The organism is Pseudomonas sp. LH1G9, from assembly GCF_002949975.1.
GTDB lineage: Bacteria > Pseudomonadota > Gammaproteobacteria > Pseudomonadales > Pseudomonadaceae > Aquipseudomonas > Aquipseudomonas veronii.
Genome location: NZ_CP026880.1, coordinates 5,366,842 through 5,382,833 on the forward strand (window position 1 = coordinate 5,366,842; position 15,992 = coordinate 5,382,833).

Annotated in this window: 14 protein-coding genes; 8 read left to right on the plus strand and 6 right to left on the minus strand. The window is 64.0% G+C overall.

The window, feature by feature from the left end:
* Nucleotides 1-470: 470 nt before the first annotated feature.
* From C5F70_RS24730 to C5F70_RS24755, 6 genes are read right to left on the minus strand one after another with little or no spacing between them, the layout of a single operon-like run.
* Nucleotides 471-1,403 (minus strand): phosphatidate cytidylyltransferase, encoded by a 933-nt coding sequence (locus tag C5F70_RS24730; protein ID WP_017850067.1) that lies wholly within the window; start codon nt 1,401-1,403, stop codon nt 471-473.
* A 1-nt stretch (nt 1,404) separates the two neighbouring features.
* Complete coding sequence (locus C5F70_RS24735; RefSeq protein ID WP_046484323.1) at nt 1,405-2,025, minus strand: 1-acyl-sn-glycerol-3-phosphate acyltransferase; 621 nt, start codon at nt 2,023-2,025, stop codon at nt 1,405-1,407.
* 9 nt (nt 2,026-2,034) lie between these two features.
* Nucleotides 2,035-2,478, minus strand: coding sequence for a hypothetical protein (locus C5F70_RS24740; protein WP_104904212.1), 444 nt, complete (start codon nt 2,476-2,478; stop codon nt 2,035-2,037).
* Nucleotides 2,468-3,766 carry a phosphatase PAP2/dual specificity phosphatase family protein gene (locus tag C5F70_RS24745; protein WP_104904213.1) on the minus strand — a complete coding sequence of 433 codons (1,299 nt, stop codon included), beginning with the start codon at nt 3,764-3,766 and terminating at the stop codon, nt 2,468-2,470. Before C5F70_RS24745 ends, C5F70_RS24740 begins: the two co-directional genes overlap by 11 nt.
* Before the next feature lie 2 nt (nt 3,767-3,768).
* Nucleotides 3,769-5,523: a bifunctional alpha/beta hydrolase/class I SAM-dependent methyltransferase gene (locus C5F70_RS24750; RefSeq protein ID WP_104904214.1), complete on the minus strand. Its 1,755-nt coding sequence runs from the start codon at nt 5,521-5,523 to the stop codon at nt 3,769-3,771.
* A 10-nt stretch (nt 5,524-5,533) separates the two neighbouring features.
* Nucleotides 5,534-6,157, minus strand: coding sequence for a CDP-alcohol phosphatidyltransferase family protein (locus tag C5F70_RS24755; RefSeq protein WP_104904215.1), 624 nt, complete (start codon nt 6,155-6,157; stop codon nt 5,534-5,536).
* Between the two features lie 318 nt (nt 6,158-6,475).
* Between C5F70_RS24755 and hflK (C5F70_RS24760) the strand changes: the two genes are divergently transcribed.
* The 8 genes from hflK (C5F70_RS24760) (at nt 6,476) to cfaB (ending at nt 15,646) form a co-directional block, all read left to right on the plus strand.
* On the plus strand, nt 6,476-8,401 hold the full coding sequence (gene hflK, locus C5F70_RS24760; protein ID WP_104904216.1) for a protease modulator HflK: 1,926 nt from the start codon (nt 6,476-6,478) through the stop codon (nt 8,399-8,401).
* Nucleotides 8,402-8,413: 12 nt separating this feature from the next.
* Nucleotides 8,414-9,403 carry a protease modulator HflC gene (hflC, locus tag C5F70_RS24765; protein ID WP_104904217.1) on the plus strand — a complete coding sequence of 330 codons (990 nt, stop codon included), beginning with the start codon at nt 8,414-8,416 and terminating at the stop codon, nt 9,401-9,403.
* Complete coding sequence (gene hflK / locus C5F70_RS24770; RefSeq protein WP_017850059.1) at nt 9,400-10,434, plus strand: protease modulator HflK; 1,035 nt, start codon at nt 9,400-9,402, stop codon at nt 10,432-10,434. Before hflC ends, hflK (C5F70_RS24770) begins: the two co-directional genes overlap by 4 nt.
* Nucleotides 10,431-12,317 carry a cation-translocating P-type ATPase gene (locus tag C5F70_RS24775; protein ID WP_026140408.1) on the plus strand — a complete coding sequence of 629 codons (1,887 nt, stop codon included), beginning with the start codon at nt 10,431-10,433 and terminating at the stop codon, nt 12,315-12,317. Before hflK (C5F70_RS24770) ends, C5F70_RS24775 begins: the two co-directional genes overlap by 4 nt.
* 115 nt (nt 12,318-12,432) lie before the next feature.
* Nucleotides 12,433-12,684, plus strand: a complete 252-nt coding sequence (locus C5F70_RS24780; RefSeq protein ID WP_017850057.1) for a membrane protein — start codon at nt 12,433-12,435, stop codon at nt 12,682-12,684.
* Between the two features lie 65 nt (nt 12,685-12,749).
* On the plus strand, nt 12,750-13,595 hold the full coding sequence (locus C5F70_RS24785) for a DUF692 domain-containing protein (RefSeq protein WP_017850056.1): 846 nt from the start codon (nt 12,750-12,752) through the stop codon (nt 13,593-13,595).
* Complete coding sequence (locus tag C5F70_RS24790; protein ID WP_104904218.1) at nt 13,586-14,374, plus strand: DNA-binding domain-containing protein; 789 nt, start codon at nt 13,586-13,588, stop codon at nt 14,372-14,374. Before C5F70_RS24785 ends, C5F70_RS24790 begins: the two co-directional genes overlap by 10 nt.
* 87 nt (nt 14,375-14,461) lie before the next feature.
* Nucleotides 14,462-15,646 carry a C17 cyclopropane fatty acid synthase CfaB gene (gene cfaB, locus C5F70_RS24795; protein WP_026140407.1) on the plus strand — a complete coding sequence of 395 codons (1,185 nt, stop codon included), beginning with the start codon at nt 14,462-14,464 and terminating at the stop codon, nt 15,644-15,646.
* The last annotated feature ends 346 nt before the right edge of the window (nt 15,647-15,992 follow it).

Below are 15,992 nucleotides of genomic sequence, written 5' to 3' on the forward strand. Positions count from 1 at the left end.
CATCACGCGAAGGGCATGACGAACCGGGTTCTAACGGTCCGTCATGTTCTGTAGTGAAACATTGAGGTTGAGGTCTTCCAGTAATGTGTAGCCGAGACACAGATCAATCAGGGTAAATTGAGCCGAGTTCATCGACATACGCTTTACTATTATTCGTGCCGAAGGTGTGTTCAAAAACTTTGTGTACTGAATATGTTGATGCTGACCCCGGATTGACCCAATTGCCGACGCAAGACTGTCCCATCTCTAAAGCTGCAACAATCCAGCACAGACAATGATTCACGAGGAGTCAGACTAGGTCAGTGAAATCTCGGCAACTGGGTCAACTCGGCATCAGCGCCAACATACGGCGTATCTTACACGCGTCTTTGCGACAAAAAATGAGGTCGATACGTCACCTCAATGCCGAGCGTGCGGGAGCAAACCCGCCCTCACATGTTGATCTTCGTCGGGCTTGAGGGCGGTGTCGGTCAGGTCCACCAGTAGCGCACGAGGTGGAAGAAAATCGGCGCCGCAAAGCACACCGAATCCAGCCGATCGAGCATTCCGCCGTGCCCCTCGATCATATGCCCCCAGTCCTTCACGCCACGGTCGCGTTTGATCGCCGACATCACAATGCCGCCGGCAAACCCCAGCAAGTTGATCAGCAGCGCAATCAGGAACGACTGCCACGGGTTGAACGGCGTGGTCCACCACAGCGCCGCGCCGATCAGCGAGGAGAGCAGGATGCCGCCGACAAAGCCTTCGACGGTTTTCGACGGCGACAGGTTGGGCGCGATCTTGTGTTTGCCGAACAGCTTGCCGCACACGTACTGCAACACGTCCGACAGTTGCACCACGATCACCAGGTAGGCGATCAGCAGCAGGTTGCGGCCTTCATAGCCGGGGATGTCGAGGGTGAGCAGGGCGGGCACGAAGGACACGCAGAACACTGCGATCATCAAGCCCCATTGCACCTTCGAGGCGCGCTCCAGGAAGTGTGTGCTGTCGCCGCCGAGGGAGGCGAGGATCGGCAGCAGCAGGAACACGTACACCGGGATGAAGATCGAGAACAGCCCGTACCAGTCGGCATAGATCAGCAGGTATTGCAGCGGCAGCGCCAGGTAGAACGCGGCCACCAGCGCCGGGTAGTCGCTGCGCCGGGTCGGGGTGAGGGTGAGGAATTCACGCAGGGCATAGAACGACACGGCATAGAACAGCACGATCACCGCGCCGGTGCCGAGCCAGAAGGCGATGCCGATCATCACCACCATCACCCACCAGGCGTTGATGCGGGCGTTGAGGTTGTCGATCACCGCATTCGGCGTGCCACGGGTGCGCAGCTTGAGGATCAGGCCGATCAGCGAGGCGAGTACCAGGATCGCGCCGATTCCGCCGAACAGCATCAGGGTTTGGCTATCCATCTCAGGAATGCTCCGGGGCGAGGGCGAGCAGGGCATCGCGGGTGCGGGCAAGGAAGGCGGCTTTGTCTTCGCCTTCTTCCAATTGCAGTGGCGCGCCGAAGCTGGTGGTACACAGCAGAGGCAGCGGCAGGACGCGGCCCTTGGGCATGACGCGGTTGAGGTTGGCAATCCACACGGGGATCAATTCGGCCTGTGGGTAACTTTTTGCCAGGTGATACAGGCCGCTTTTAAACGGCAGCAAGCCGTCTTCCAGATTGCGCGTGCCTTCGGGAAAGATGATCAGCGAGTCGCCGCCTTCCAATGCGGCGAGCATGGGCTGCAAGGGGTTATCCACAGGGTCTTTGCGCTCGCGGTCGATCAACACGCCGTTGAACACGCGGTGGATGATGTAGCGGCGCAGCGCACTTTTGTTCCAGTAGTCGCTGCCGGCCACCGGGCGCGTGAATTTGCGCAGGTTCTGCGGCAGCGATGCCCACAGCAACACGAAGTCGCCGTGGCTGCTGTGGTTGGCGAAGTAGATGCGTTGCACCGGCACCGGCGCGCAGCCCAGCCACAGGCTGCGGGCGCCGGTGACGGTGCGGGCCATCGAGGTAATCAGGGTGGCGACCACGGGTTCGAACATGGGAATTCCTTATCCGGCGAAAGGTAGCCAAGGGCTGGCGAGAATCATGCCCAGGGTCAACAGCACTTGCGCGCCCAGCAGCCAGGCTTGCTTGCGCAGCAGTTTGAGGGCGCCGCGACGGCGTTCGGTCCAGGGTCGGCCGGCGCGTTTGGGCGACTGCAGGCCGAGGGTTTGCAGGGCCTGGTCGAGGTCCGGGGTGCGTTCGGTGTTACGGGCGAGCAGGGCGAACAGGTCGGCATCGAAGGCCACGCGCAGCGCCCAATACTTCTGCAGCAGGCCGAGGATAATCATCCACAGGCTGAGCAGCAGGCAGATCGGCGCGATGCTGGCCATCAGCAGTTGCGCCAGGCCGAACAATACGCCCAGCAGCGTCAGGCCTGTGGATAACTGATCCAGTGAGCGGCCGCGGCGCAGCAGGCTGGCGACGACCTGGAGTTCCATATCAGCAGGCATGGGGCAAGGCCTCCAAAGCATGGCGATGAGCGGGATGCAGGACCACCTGGGTCCGCGCTGTACGAATAATAGCCAGTGCCTGATCCACCGTGGCGGCGCGCCCGCTGTGCAGCAGCCAGGCCGCCACAGCGGTGGCGCTGCGCGAATAGCCAAGGGCGCAGCACACCAACACCGGGCCGCTGGCGCGCAGGCGTTCGATGGCTTGCGCGGCTTGCAGGCATTCGGCGGGGGTCGGCGCGATCAGGTCGAGGACGGGGACGCATTGATAGGCACGGCCCTGTGGATTAATCGGCAATTCCGCGCACAGATCGACGATGGCCTTGAATGAACCTTGCTCGCGCACGGTAGGAAGCCGACCGAGCGAGACGTTATCCATAATCAGGTCGGGCTGTGGATGCGTGCGCGTCCACAGCCGTGAATTGAGCCACGCCGCTGCCAGATATGGCGCATACAGCCAGCGCGCCGCAGGGGTCAGTCGACCGTCGGCACGCTTCTGGAAACCTGGCGCGCCGAGGACGACGTAATTCGCCATGATCAGCCCCAGGGACAGCGCCGGCCACAGCAGCCATAGCCACCACCCGCCGTAAGTCAGCGCGAGGATGAACAGCCCCAGCGCGCCCAGGCCGTAGCGCAACCCCAGGCGCCAGTGCGTGGAATCACGGGTCAGCCGCGCATTCAGCAGCGGGCTCGGATGTTCCAGCGGCCACAGCCACACGCACAGCCAACCCGCCAGGGCACCTGTGGGTAAGTCGATAAAGTGGTGTTGATAAGTGGTCAGCACTGAAACCCCGATCAACCCGAACCAGCCATGCACCAGCCAGCGCCAGGCGCCCTGGGTGTGGCGTTGGTACATGATCCACAGGATCACCAGCAGCGCGATATGCAGCGACGGCGCCTGGTTGAACGGTTTGTCGAAACCGGCCAGCACGGCAAACAGCCAGCCGAACACGCCATCCAGCTCCGGCCGTTCGAAGGTGAAGCGCAGTGGCCAGATCAGGAAGCAACTCACGGCGATGAGCTGCGCACTCAGCAGGCGCAGCGCATGTTGCTTCAGTTCATGGCGGCTGTTGGGCAGCAGCAGGGAGAAACCGTAGAGCAGGTCGATGGTCCAGTAGGGCACGATGGTCCAGGCCCAGAACGGCATGTGGGTTTCCCAATCGAACACCAGTGTGCCGACGTCGCTGCGCTGGCTGGTGATCCATGTGGCAAAGCCGTAGGTGCTGAAAAACAGCGGGGCCAACAGCAACAGCCACAGGAACGCGGGCTTTAACAGGCCGGGTTCGCGCATGTTCAGATCTTCTGTGCCAGGGATACGGTAAAGATGCCCCACTCATCCACCCGCTGGGTGATCTTGCGGAAACCGGCGGCTTGCACCAGTTGATCCATTTCCGCCTGACTGCGCCGGCGCATCACCCAGGCCTGGCCCTGGCGATGGCTGGTCAATGCGCGGGCGATCAGTTCCAACTGCGGGTGCCATGGCTGGCCGGTGTAGACCAGATAACCGCCGGGCTCCACGGCTTCGGCCAGGCCCGCCAGCGAACCGCCGACCATGGCGTTGTCGGCAAACAGTTCATATAACCCGGAGACCACCGCCAGCGTCGGCTTGGGCGCCAGCGCTGCCAGCTCCGCACGGTCGAACGCATCGGCTTTGATGAACTGCGCAATCTCGCCCAGGCCTTTCTCGCGGATCAACGCACCACCGTCGCGCACGTTGATGTCGCTGTAGTCACGCAGCAGGATCGATTCCGGCAGCGGCGAAACGCCCTGCAAGGCTTCGAGAATGTAGCGACCGTGGCCGGCGGCGATATCGACGATACGCACTTCGCGATCATCGGTGCGCAGCGTGGCCATGGCCAGGCGCAGCAGCTCTTCGACGTTCAGCTTGCGCTGGCGAATGCCGCGCCAGCCGATGGAGTTGAGGTAATGGGTGTCGATCATCCGCCCCAGCGCGCCTTTGCCGGTGGGCGTGTTGCGGTACACGTAGTCCAAGGTGCTACCGGAGTCGAAACCGGTGTCGAAGCCCAGCTTGACGCCGTCCGACAGGTTCTTGCCCAGGCCCATGCTGGCGCGGGTCAGGCGCCAGTACAGGTCGCGCAGGGAATTGCGCGGCAGCGGCGCGGCGAGGGCTTCGGATTCGGCACAGGTGGCGCCCAGTTTGTCGGCATCGAGCAGCGAGGCGCGGTCCAGCGAGTGCGTGAAGTTCTGCAGAATAAAACGCCGGGCGCTGCTCACGGCCACCGCACGGTCGCGCTCGCCGAGGGTGTCGTGGAAGAAGCCGGGGAGGATATGCAGCTCTTTTTTCAGGCTGCCAAGGCGGTCGAAGAACTGTTGTTGGGGTTTGCGGTGGACCACGAAGTCAGAGCCGGAGATCAGCAGTTGGGTCGGCACCTGGATCGCCTGGGCATCGGCGACAACCCGGTCGGCCGCTTCGTACAGCCCGAGCAGTACATTCACCGAAATCGCCTTGGTGATCAGCGGGTCGCTGTCGTAGGACGCGACGCGCTCCGGGTCGTGGCTGAGGAACTTGGCCTTGACGTAACTGTTGACGAAAAAGTTGCCGCGAAACCTGCGCATCAGCGCCAGGCCCGGCCGGGCGAAGGGCACATACAGTTTGACTTTGAACGCCGGGGAGGCGAGCACCAGGGCGCGGATTTTCGGTGCGTAGTCGTGGACCCAGGTGGCTGCGATCACCGCGCCGACGCTTTGGGCGATGACTGCAAGATTTTCCGCCTCGACGCCGTAAGTGGCGCCGATATGTTCGCAGAACGTCTGCACGTCGCGGGCGCTGGTGGCGAAGCTGGGGCTGTCGCCGCGCTCGCCGGGGGATTGGCCGTGGCCACGGGCGTCCCAGGCGAAGAAGTCGAAATGGGGCAGGTTCAGTTCATCGACCAGATGGGCAATGCGCCCCGAATGCTCATGGCCGCGATGGAACAGCAGGATCGCCTTGCGCGGCTCGCCGCCTGCCGGGGCGGTGGCGGGCCAGTGCCGGTAGAAAAGCTCGACGCCATCATGGGTACTGAAGGTGTGTTCTCGCTGTTCGCGCATCGCAAAATCCTTATGCAGAAGGGGAAATGTGTTGTTCTTCTTTGAGGCCCTGGCGCACTCGGTTGACCACGGTGTAGGCGAGCAGGGCGGCGACCAGCCACATCACCGTGTCGACCCAGCCGGCACCGAGCCAGCCCAGCGCCACGCCGCTGGCCAGCACGCCGAGGACGAAGGCCCGATCACTCTTGCCCATCGGCCCGTCGTAGCGCCGCGACGCGCCCACCATCGGCCCGAGCACCCCGGCGTATTCGCTGAACACTGCCAGCAAGGTCACCAGCAGCACCGGCGTCAGGCTGACGCCGGGGATCAACGCAAAGGGCAGGATCAGCGCGCTGTCGGCGATCACGTCGCACAGTTCATTGAGGTAGGCGCCCAGGCGCGACTGCTGGCCGAATTCGCGGGCGAGCATGCCGTCGATGGCATTGAGGGCCATGCGCAGGATCATCCACAGCGGGATCAGCGCGAACAGCCAGAGGTGTTGGGCGAAGCCGGCGATCAGCAGGCCGACCAGCAGGGAGATGACCCCGGCCAGCACAGTGATCTGGTTGGCGGTGGTGCCGTTGTCGTAGAGGCGCTGCACGAGGGGGCGCAGCAGGTTTTGAAAACGCGGTTTGAGCTGATAGATCGAAATCATGGGAGTGACGTTTCCTTGTCCGTAAGCCCGCGAAAAACTGGCCTGAAGTGTGCCGACTAATCGTGGCCTGCACCAGTGATGGCACGTGTTTATGGGGGGTAGTCACGTTCCGGAGCGCGATGCAGACCAAATGTGGGAGGGGGCTTGCCCGCGATGGCGGCGGCCCCGCCAACCCATGTATTACCTGACCCTCCGCCATCGGGAGCAAGCCCGCTCCCACAGTGGGTCTGTGTTGCAGGTGAATACGGTGTTTAACGAACAAAAATTTCACGCCATGTGTTATATCGTAACGAATTATGTGTGAACGGGCATGAGTGGATGCAAGTGGATCTAGAAGCTGACGGCGCTTCGGTTGAAGGACTGCCGCGTTTTCAGCAAGGGCTGTTCCATGCCCGTCGATTGAGGCAGGCCGGTATCAGCCTGACTGCGGTGGCTATCAGCGGCTGGGTGCTGGCGTTGTTCGTCGCGCTGTTCGCCCCGTTGTCGATCTGGCCGGTGGTGTTGATCAATTGCGCGTCTGCGTTGCTGGTGCTGGTGGCCGGGTTGCAGTCGGCGTGGTGGGTGGCCGATTGGCGTGCCCAGGCGCTGGAAGCGTCGGCACCTGAGTTACTCGAAGCAGAGAGTGAACCCGCTGGCTGGCAGGCGCGCCTGGTAGGGCGTTTCGGCAGAGGGTTGCTGGCCCAGATCGGCGCGCCGGTGTTGTGGCTCGGCGGTTGGTCGTTGTTCGCGCTGGTCAGCATTGTCGAGTTCTGGAACCTGGGCTTGCCCGCGGCAGCGGTCGGCCAAGGCGCAAGTATCGGCGCTGCGCTGGCCTTGGCATTGGCCTTTGGCCTGCTGGTGTTCGAGCGGCGCCTGGCCCAGGAAACCGCCGCGCAATGGCCGGAAGCCGCGCAGTTGGCGCAACTGAGCCGGGTGGCGATTGCGTGCCTGGTGATCAGCGCGATTTGCCTGCTGTTTGCCAGTGCCGGGTCGGTGTGGCCGTTGCGCCTGGCGACGCTGGTCGGGCTGTTGCCGGCGCTGGTCGCGCTGGAGTTTCTGTTACGGGCCGCGCTGTCACTGTTCAGCCCGCGCCAACCGCGTCTCGAACCACGCCTGATGGCGCAGAGTTTTATCGCCGGGCTGCTGCGCTGGCCGCCGCAACCGCTGCAGGCCTTGCAGCACGAATTGCACAATCGCTTCGGCATCGACCTGCGCCAGATCTGGGCGTTTACCTACATGCGTCGGGCATTCCTGCCGGTGCTGCTGGTGGTGCTGGCCGTCGGCTGGGCGCTGACGGGGGTGCATGAAGTGCCCCTGCAAGGCCGTGGGATTTATGAGCGCTTTGGCAAACCGGTGCAAGTCTTCGGCCCTGGCTTGCATGCCGGGTTGCCGTGGCCGCTGGGCCGCGTGCTGAACGTGGAAAACGGCGTGGTGCATGAGCTGGCGACCAGCGTCAGCGAAGCCGCCAGCCCGGAACTCGCGGCGGCCGAAGGCCCGGCGCCGCTGATCGCCAACCGGTTGTGGGACGCCAGCCATGTGAACGACAAGTCCCAGGTGATCGCCAGCAGCCGTGGCGACAAGCAGAGCTTCCAGATCGTCAATATGGATGTGCGCTTCGTCTACCGTATCGGCCTGACCGACCAGGCTGCACTGGCCGCCACCTATAACAGCGCGGATGTGCCGACCCTGATCCGCAGCACTGCCAGCCGCATCCTCGTGCATGACTTTGCCTCGCGGACCCTCGACGAATTGCTCGGCGAACAACGCACCGGCCTGGCCGACGAGATCGGCCGCGCCGTGCAAGCGGACCTGCATACACTCGACAGCGGCGTGGAGATTCTCGCCACGGTGGTCGAAGCCATCCACCCGCCGTCCGGTGCCGCCAACGCCTACCACGGCGTGCAAGCGGCGCAGATCGGCGCCCAGGCGCTGATCTCCCGCGAACGCGGCGCCGCCAGCGAACAAACCAACCAGGCCCTGCTGCAAGCCAGCACCGTCCGCGACCAGGCCCAGGCCACCGCGCACGAGGTCAATGCCGGGGCCCGGGCGGCGGACCTGCGTTTTGCCGCCGAACAAAAAGCCTACGCCAGCGCGGGCAAAGCCTTCGTGCTGGAGCAGTACCTCGGCCAGCTGACCCAGGGCCTGGCTCACGCCAAGCTGTTGATTCTGGATCATCGCCTGGGCGCCGACAGTGCGCCGACGATCGATCTGCGTTCTTTTACCTTGCCGGCCGATCCTTCGGTGCCGCGTAAAGCCGTTCAATAAGGAGTCTGTCTGTTGAGCGCTCATTCTCACGATCATGGTCACCACCACCACGGCCACCATCACCACCACCATGGTGACGAACAGCCCGCCGGCCCATTCCCTTGGCGGCGCATGGCCTGGGCTGTGTTGCTGGTGTTGTTCGCAGTAGCGGCCGCCAGCCTGGTGCAGGTGCGCTCCGGTGAAGCCACGGTGATTACCCGTTTCGGCAACCCGTCGCGGGTGCTGCTGGAACCGGGCCTGGGCTGGCGTTGGCCGGCGCCGTTCGAAGCGGCGATTCCGGTGGACCTGCGCCTGCGCACCACCTCCAGCGGTTTGCAGGATGTCGGTACCCGCGATGGCCTGCGCATCATCGTGCAGGCTTATGTGGCGTGGCAGGTGCAGGGCGATGCCGACAATGTGCAGCGCTTCATGCGCGCGGTGCAGAACCAGCCGGATGAAGCGGCGCGGCAGATTCGGACGTTTGTCGGTTCGGCGCTGGAAACCACGGCGGCCAGCTTCGACCTGTCCAGCCTGATCAATACCGACGCCAGCCAGGTACGCATCAGCGATTTCGAAGCGCAGTTGCGCCAGCAGATCGATCAACAATTGCTCACCACCTATGGCGTGCGTGTGGCGCAGGTGGGCATCGAGCGGCTGACCTTGCCGTCGGTGACGCTCACCGCCACCGTCGACCGCATGCGCGCCGAGCGCGAAACCATCGCCACCGAACGCACCTCCGTGGGCAAGCGTGAGGCGGCGCAGATCCGTTCCGCCGCCGAGCGCGATGCGCGCATCGTGCAGGCCGATGCCACGGTGAAAGCCGCCGACATCGAAGCGCAATCGCGGGTCGAAGCGGCGCAGATCTATGGTCGCGCCTACGCCGGCAATCCCCAGTTGTACAACCTGCTGCGTTCCCTGGATACCCTGGGCACCGTGGTCACCCCGGGCACCAAGATCATCCTGCGCACCGATGCCGCGCCGTTCCGCGCGCTGGTGGACGGGCCGAAGGACGTCCAGCCATGATCGAGCGTGACAGCCCGGACAGCCCGTGGATTCAGGCCGGGCGCCTGACGTTCATGGCGCTGTACGCGGTGACGGTGTTGGCCGCCCTGGCCTGGGCGTTTTCCAATGTGCGGCAGATCGACCCGCAGAATCGCGCCGTGGTGCTGCACTTCGGCGCACTCGATCGGGTTCAGAATGCTGGGCTGTTGCTGGCGTGGCCGCAGCCGTTCGAGCAAGTCGTGCTGTTGCCGGCGGCAGACCGGGTGATCGAGCGGCGGGTCGGCAACCTGCTGCGTTCCGATGCCGCGGTGCAGGCCGATCGCGTGGCCAGCTTCGCCACGCCGTTGAGCGATGCCCTGGCCGGGTCCGGCTACCTGCTGACCGGCGATGCCGGCGTGGTGCAGCTGGATGTGCGGGTGTTCTACAAAGTCACCGAACCTTATGCGTTTGTGCTGCAGGGCGAGCACGTGCTGCCGGCGCTGGATCGCCTGGTGACGCGCAGCGCCGTGGCCCTGACGGCGGCGCGGGATCTGGACACCATCCTGGTGGCGCGCCCCGAATTGATCAGCAGCGACAACGGCGCCGCCGAGCGCCGTGAACGGCTGCGCGGCGACCTGGTGCAAGGCATCAACAAGCGCCTGGCGGAGTTGACCGCCAGCGGCTTGGGAGTGGGCATCGAAGTCACCCGCGTCGATGTGCAATCGAGCCTGCCGAGCCCGGCGGTGAATGCCTTCAATGCGGTGCTCACTGCCAGCCAGCAAGCCGACAAAGCGGTGGCGAATGCGCGCACCGACGCGGAAAAGCTCACCCAGACCGCCAACCAACAGGCTGACCGCCTGGTGCAAGTCGCCCACGCCCAGGCCAGCGAACGCCTGGCCAACGCGCAGGCGCAAACCGCCACCGTCGCCAGCCTGGCCCAGGTCAAAGACCCCGGCTTGCTGTTGCGCCTGTACCGTGAGCGCTTGCCGAAGATTCTCGGCCAGGCCGGTTCCGTGACCACGGTCGATCCCAAAGACGACTCCCGCTTGATCATTCAGGGAGCCGAACAATGAGCGCACCCATGCTGACATCCGCCGAGCAGCGCAGCGCCGCCCGGCAATTGACCCTGGCCATGCTCGCTCTGGGCTTGCTCGTGCTGGGCCTGGTGTGGCGCTGGCTGGCGCCGGACCAGAGCGGCGTCAGCCAGTTGCTGCTCGGCGTGGCCTCGCTGCTGGTGGCCGTGCCGGTGATGCGCTCGGCCTGGTACAGCCTGCGTTTTCCCAGCCTGCATGGCATCACCGACCAACTCATCGCCCTGGCGATGCTCGGCGCGTGGGCCACGGGCGATCTGCTGACCGCCGCGTTGCTGCCGATCATCATGATCTTCGGGCATGTGCTGGAGGAGCGCAGCGTGATCGGCTCCCAGGAAGCGATCCACGCCCTCGGCAAACTGACCCGCAGCCACGCACGCCTGGTGCAGGCGGACGGCAGCATCCGCGAAGTCGACAACGGCACGCTGAACAGCGGCGACATCGTCGAAGTGCGCGCCGGCGACCGCGTGCCCGCCGATGGCGTGGTGCTGTCCGGCCAGGCCAGCCTCGACACGGCGCCGATCACCGGCGAGTCGGTGCCGCTGGAAGCCAGTGTCGGCGTGCAAGTGTTCGGCGGTGCGATCAACCTCGACGGGTTGTTGCGCCTGGAAGTGACGCGTACCGGCAACGAGTCGACCCTGGGCAAGGTCATCGCCCTGATGCAGAACGCCGAGCGCTCCAAGCCGCCGATCACGCGGCTGCTGGAGCGTTACGCCGGCAGCTATATGGTGTTGGTGCTGTTGCTGGCGGCGGTGACCTGGTTTGTCACCAATGACGCCCAGGCGATGCTCGCGGTGCTGGTCGCGGCGTGCCCGTGCGCCCTGGTGCTGTCGGCCCCGGCCACGGCGATTGCCGGGATTGCCGTGGCGGCGCGGCATGGGATTCTGATCCGCAGCTCGGCGTTCCTCGAAGAGTTGGCGGACCTGACCTCGCTGGTGGTCGACAAGACCGGCACCCTGACCTTTGGCACTCTGCGCCTGCAGTCCATCCAAACCACCGCGCCGGACCGCCAAGGGTTGTTGAACCTGGCGGCCAGCCTCGGTTCGGCCAGCAGCCACCCGGTCAGCCGCGCGTTGGCCGGGTTGGCGAGCCAGGAACAGCTGTTGGTGCTCACCGACATCCGCGAACGCCAAGGCCTCGGCGTGGTGGCCCAGACCGCGCAGGGCGAAGCGGCCTTGGGCCGGCCGGAGTTGTTCGAGCAGTTGGGCATCGTCACTACCCGCGTCCCCGACCATGATGGCCCGATTGCCGGGCTGGCGTTGAACGGTGCGTTCCTCGCCTGGCTGTTGCTGGCCGACAGCGTCAAACCGGAAGCTCGCCAGGCCCTGCAAGAGCTGCGCGACCTGGGCCTGGGGCGGCAACTGCTGCTGACCGGCGACCGCCAAAGCGTGGCCGACAGCCTGGCCCTCGACGTGGGCATCAGCGATGTCGAAGCCCAGGCGTTGCCGGAAGACAAGCTCAACCGCGTGTTGGGCGAAATCAGCAGCGGTTTCCGGCCGATGGTGGTGGGCGACGGCATCAACGACTCCCTGGCGCTCAAGGCCGGCGTGGTCGGCGTGGCCATGGGCGCGGGCGGTGCGGACATTGCGCTGGCCTCGGCGGATGTGGTGTTGATTGGCAGCGACTTGCGCCGCCTGGGCACCTGTGTGCGCTTGAGCCGACGGTGCCGGCAGACGTTGCAGGTCAACGTGATCATCGGCCTGGGCTGGACGCTGGCGATCGTGGTGTTCGCTGCGTTTGGCTGGTTGGGCGCCGCGGGCGCAATGATCGCGGCGGTGTTGCACAACCTCAGCACCTTGCTGGTGCTGGGCAATGCCGGGCGGTTGCTGCGGTTTCAGGAGCCGCTGTCGAAGCTGGAGGAATAAATCCCAGGTTTTTTTCGAAGGTGCTGTAACGGCAAGGGGGCACCTCACTCTAGTGCTATGTCGCGACTGAGCATTCCGCTCGGCCGACCTAACCACGATTTATGAGGATGACCCCATGACCATCAAAAACGCCGTTTCCGGTGCTGCCCTGGCTTTCGCTGCCGCCGCCTTGTTTGCCGGTGTCACCACCCAGGTCCAGGCCGCCGACGCTCCGGTTCATTGCTACGGCGTAACCTCCTGCAAAGGCATGAATGACTGCAAGACCGCTGAAAACGCCTGCAAGGGCCAGGCGGTCTGCAAGGGCCATGGCTTCAAGGCCATGACCAAGGCTGCGTGCGACGCGGCCGGTGGCAAAGTCGGCGCGTAATCGGCCCCGCGTACCCCGCAGCGGTCGCCGTCACCGCTGCGGACACTTTTGCCCAGGAGTGCCTGATGTCTACATCCCTTCCGAGCCTGGGTTACGGCCTGGGTCTACGCAGTGAGTACTACCAGCAGATCCTTGAACAATCGCCGGCCGTGGATTGGTTCGAAGTGATCTCCGAGAATTACCTGGTGCAGGGCGGTAAAGCCTTGTACTACCTGGACGCAATCGCCGAGCGCTACCCGTTGGTGATGCACGGCGTGTCCCTGTCCATCGGCGGGCCCCATCCGCTCGATACCGATTACCTCAAGCAACTCCAGCAACTCGCCGCGCGCATCCAACCGGCGTGGATCTCCGATCACCTGTGCTGGAGCCGCGGCAGCGCGCATCAATTGCATGACTTGCTGCCCCTGCCGTACACCGAAGAAAGTTTGTATCACGTGGCCAGTCGCGTGCTTCAGGTACAGGATGTGTTGCAGCGTCCGCTGGTGCTGGAAAACGTCTCCAGCTATGTGCGCGCCAAGGCGGATGAATTCACCGAGTGGGAATTCCTCAACGCCCTGACCCACTTGACCGGGTGCCAGTTGCTGCTGGACGTCAACAATGTGTACGTCAGCTCGCGCAATCATGGCTTCGATGCCTGGACGTTCATTCACAACCTGCCGCCGCAGAGCATCCGCCAGCTGCATCTGGCGGGGCATATGGACTACGGCGATTACGTGGTCGATACCCATGACCACCCGGTGTGTGATCCGGTGTGGGCGCTGTATCAACAGACCCTGGAGCACCTGGGCCCGGTCTCGACGTTGCTCGAGCGCGACGACCATTTCCCGCCGTTCGAAGACTTGCTCAGCGAGTTGGACAAGGCCCGGTCGCTGGGGGCGAGCGCCTTGCTCAGGAGAACGCTATGCGCCTGACGGATTGGCAACGGGCCTTCGAAGAGCATTTATTAGCCGAAACGCCCGTGGCCGGTACTGGCTTTGCCGCCACCTTGCTGGGTGGTCCTACGCTGGATGTGGAAACCGGCCTGGCGATTTATCACAACGCCTACCTGTCGCGCTTGCAGGACGTATTACGGCAGGACTTCGGTGCCCTCTGGTATTGGCTGGGCGATGACGAATTCGCCTCGCTGACTGAGGCCTACGTGCGTCGCTATCCGTCCGCCCATTACAGCCTGCGCTGGCTGGGCGAGCGGTTTGCGGGGTTTATCCAGGAGCACCTGGTGGCTGAACAAAGCGCGCCGTTGGCCGAGCTGGCACGGCTGGAGTGGGCGTTTACCCTGGCGTTCGATGCGCCGCCGGGCACGCCGCTGACCCTGGACGACATGGCGCGACTGCCGCCGCCCGACTGGCCGGGCTTGCAGGTCAACCTGGCGCCGACCGTTCAGCAGATATTCTGCCGCTTCAATACCGTCGAAACCTGGCGTGCCGCCAAGGCTAAATCGGCCTTGCACGCCGGCCAGCCTCTGGACGCGCCGCAGATCTGCCTGGTGTGGCGCGATCAGCAGATATGCCGCTACCGCAGCCTGGAACCCGCGCAAACCTGCGCCCTGGCGGGCATGGTGAGCACCGGCTGGTGTTTTTCAGAACTGTGCGAACGCTTGGCGGTCAGTCATGGAGAGGGTGCGCCCCTGCAAGCAGTCTCATGGCTGAAACAGTGGGTTCAGGACGGTTTGCTCGAACGCCGGATTCCATAAGCGCAGGTTATCAGATCGATAGCTTCCTACCCGGTCGTCGGATGGTCTACCCTCTTTCCAGACGTCTGAAACAAGGGGGGACTACTCATGCTCGCGCAACTTCCACCGGCCTTACAGAATCTTCAGCTACCGCTGCGTCTTCGACTCTGGGACGGCCATGAATTCAACTTGGGCCCTGAGCCCAGTGTGACCATCGTGGTGAAGGACCCCACGATTGTGTCCAAGCTTTCCCATCCCACGCTCGATTCATTGGGCGAAGCCTTCGTCGAGGGCAAACTGGAGCTGGAAGGCTCCATCTCCGAGGTGATCCGGGTGTGTGACGAGTTGAGTCACGCCCTGGTCGATGACGATGGGGGCAATCGTCCGGTGCGCTCGTTCCACGACAAGGCCACTGACGCAGCAGCGATTTCCTACCATTACGACCTGTCCAACGAGTTCTACCAGCTGTGGCTCGACCAGGACATGGCGTATTCCTGCGGTTATTTCGAAACCGGCAGCGAATCCATCGATCAGGCCCAACAAGACAAATTCCGCCACCTGTGCCGCAAGTTGCGCTTGCAGCCGGGGGAGTATTTGCTTGATGTCGGCTGTGGTTGGGGCGGGCTGGCGCGGTATGCGGCGCGGGAGTTCGGGGTAAAGGTGTTCGGCATCACCCTGAGCAAGGAGCAACTGGCCCTGGCCAAGGCACGCGTGAAAGCCGAGGGCCTGGACGATCAGGTGGACCTGCAACTGCTCGATTACCGTGATCTGCCCCAGGACGGTCGTTTCGACAAAGTGGTGAGCGTGGGCATGTTCGAACACGTCGGCCACGCCAACCTGGCGCAATACTGCAAAACCCTGTTTGGCGCGGTGCGCGAAGGCGGGCTGGTGATGAACCATGGCATCACCGCCAAGCACACCGACGGACGCCCCGTGGGCCGCGGCGCCGGGGATTTCATCGAGCGCTACGTTTTCCCCAACGGCGAACTGCCGCACCTGGCGATGATGACCGCCGAACTCAGCGAAGCCGGGCTTGAAGTGGTCGACGTGGAAAGCCTGCGCCTGCACTACGCACGCACCCTGGACCACTGGAGCGAACGCCTGGAAGACAACCTGGAAGCGGCGGCGAAGATGGTGCCGGCGCAGGCGTTGCGCATCTGGCGGTTGTACCTGGCCGGTTGCGCCTACGCGTTTGCGCGGGGCTGGATCAACCTGCACCAGATCCTGGCGGTAAAACCCCACGCCGATGGCAGCCATGAACTGCCGTGGACGCGGGAAGATATCTACCGCTGAAGCATTTTCCCACAGCCCCACAGATGCAAATGTGGGAGGGGGCTTGCCCCCGATTGCGGTGTGTCAGCTAGCGGATTGGGCACTGATTCACCGCCATCGGGGGCAAGCCCCCTCCCACATTTTTACCGCAGCGTCTGTTGGTGAAGCGGTGAAACACGCCGTGCGATCCGCATACTGGCGGTAAAACCCTTCGCCGATGGCAGCCACGAACTGCCGTGGACGCGGGAAGATATCTACCGCTGAAGCATTTTCCCACAGCCCCGCGGATGCAAATGTGGGAGGGGGCTTGCCCCCGATTGCGGTGTGTCAGCTAGCGGATTGGGCACTGATTCACCGCTATCGGGGG

What these genes read in the sequence shown, in the direction of transcription:
- C5F70_RS24730 (WP_017850067.1), bottom strand. Translation starts at nt 1,403, where the DNA reads ATGGATAGCCAAACCCTGATGCTGTTCGGCGGAATCGGCGCGATCCTG.
- C5F70_RS24735 (WP_046484323.1), bottom strand. Translation starts at nt 2,025, where the DNA reads ATGTTCGAACCCGTGGTCGCCACCCTGATTACCTCGATGGCCCGCACC.
- C5F70_RS24740 (WP_104904212.1), bottom strand. Translation starts at nt 2,478, where the DNA reads ATGCCTGCTGATATGGAACTCCAGGTCGTCGCCAGCCTGCTGCGCCGC.
- C5F70_RS24745 (WP_104904213.1), bottom strand. Translation starts at nt 3,766, where the DNA reads ATGCGCGAACCCGGCCTGTTAAAGCCCGCGTTCCTGTGGCTGTTGCTG.
- C5F70_RS24750 (WP_104904214.1), bottom strand. Translation starts at nt 5,523, where the DNA reads ATGCGCGAACAGCGAGAACACACCTTCAGTACCCATGATGGCGTCGAG.
- C5F70_RS24755 (WP_104904215.1), bottom strand. Translation starts at nt 6,157, where the DNA reads ATGATTTCGATCTATCAGCTCAAACCGCGTTTTCAAAACCTGCTGCGC.
- hflK (WP_104904216.1), top strand. Translation starts at nt 6,476, where the DNA reads ATGCAAGTGGATCTAGAAGCTGACGGCGCTTCGGTTGAAGGACTGCCG.
- hflK (WP_017850059.1), top strand. Translation starts at nt 9,400, where the DNA reads ATGATCGAGCGTGACAGCCCGGACAGCCCGTGGATTCAGGCCGGGCGC.
- C5F70_RS24775 (WP_026140408.1), top strand. Translation starts at nt 10,431, where the DNA reads ATGAGCGCACCCATGCTGACATCCGCCGAGCAGCGCAGCGCCGCCCGG.
- C5F70_RS24780 (WP_017850057.1), top strand. Translation starts at nt 12,433, where the DNA reads ATGACCATCAAAAACGCCGTTTCCGGTGCTGCCCTGGCTTTCGCTGCC.
- C5F70_RS24785 (WP_017850056.1), top strand. Translation starts at nt 12,750, where the DNA reads ATGTCTACATCCCTTCCGAGCCTGGGTTACGGCCTGGGTCTACGCAGT.
- C5F70_RS24790 (WP_104904218.1), top strand. Translation starts at nt 13,586, where the DNA reads ATGCGCCTGACGGATTGGCAACGGGCCTTCGAAGAGCATTTATTAGCC.
- cfaB (WP_026140407.1), top strand. Translation starts at nt 14,462, where the DNA reads ATGCTCGCGCAACTTCCACCGGCCTTACAGAATCTTCAGCTACCGCTG.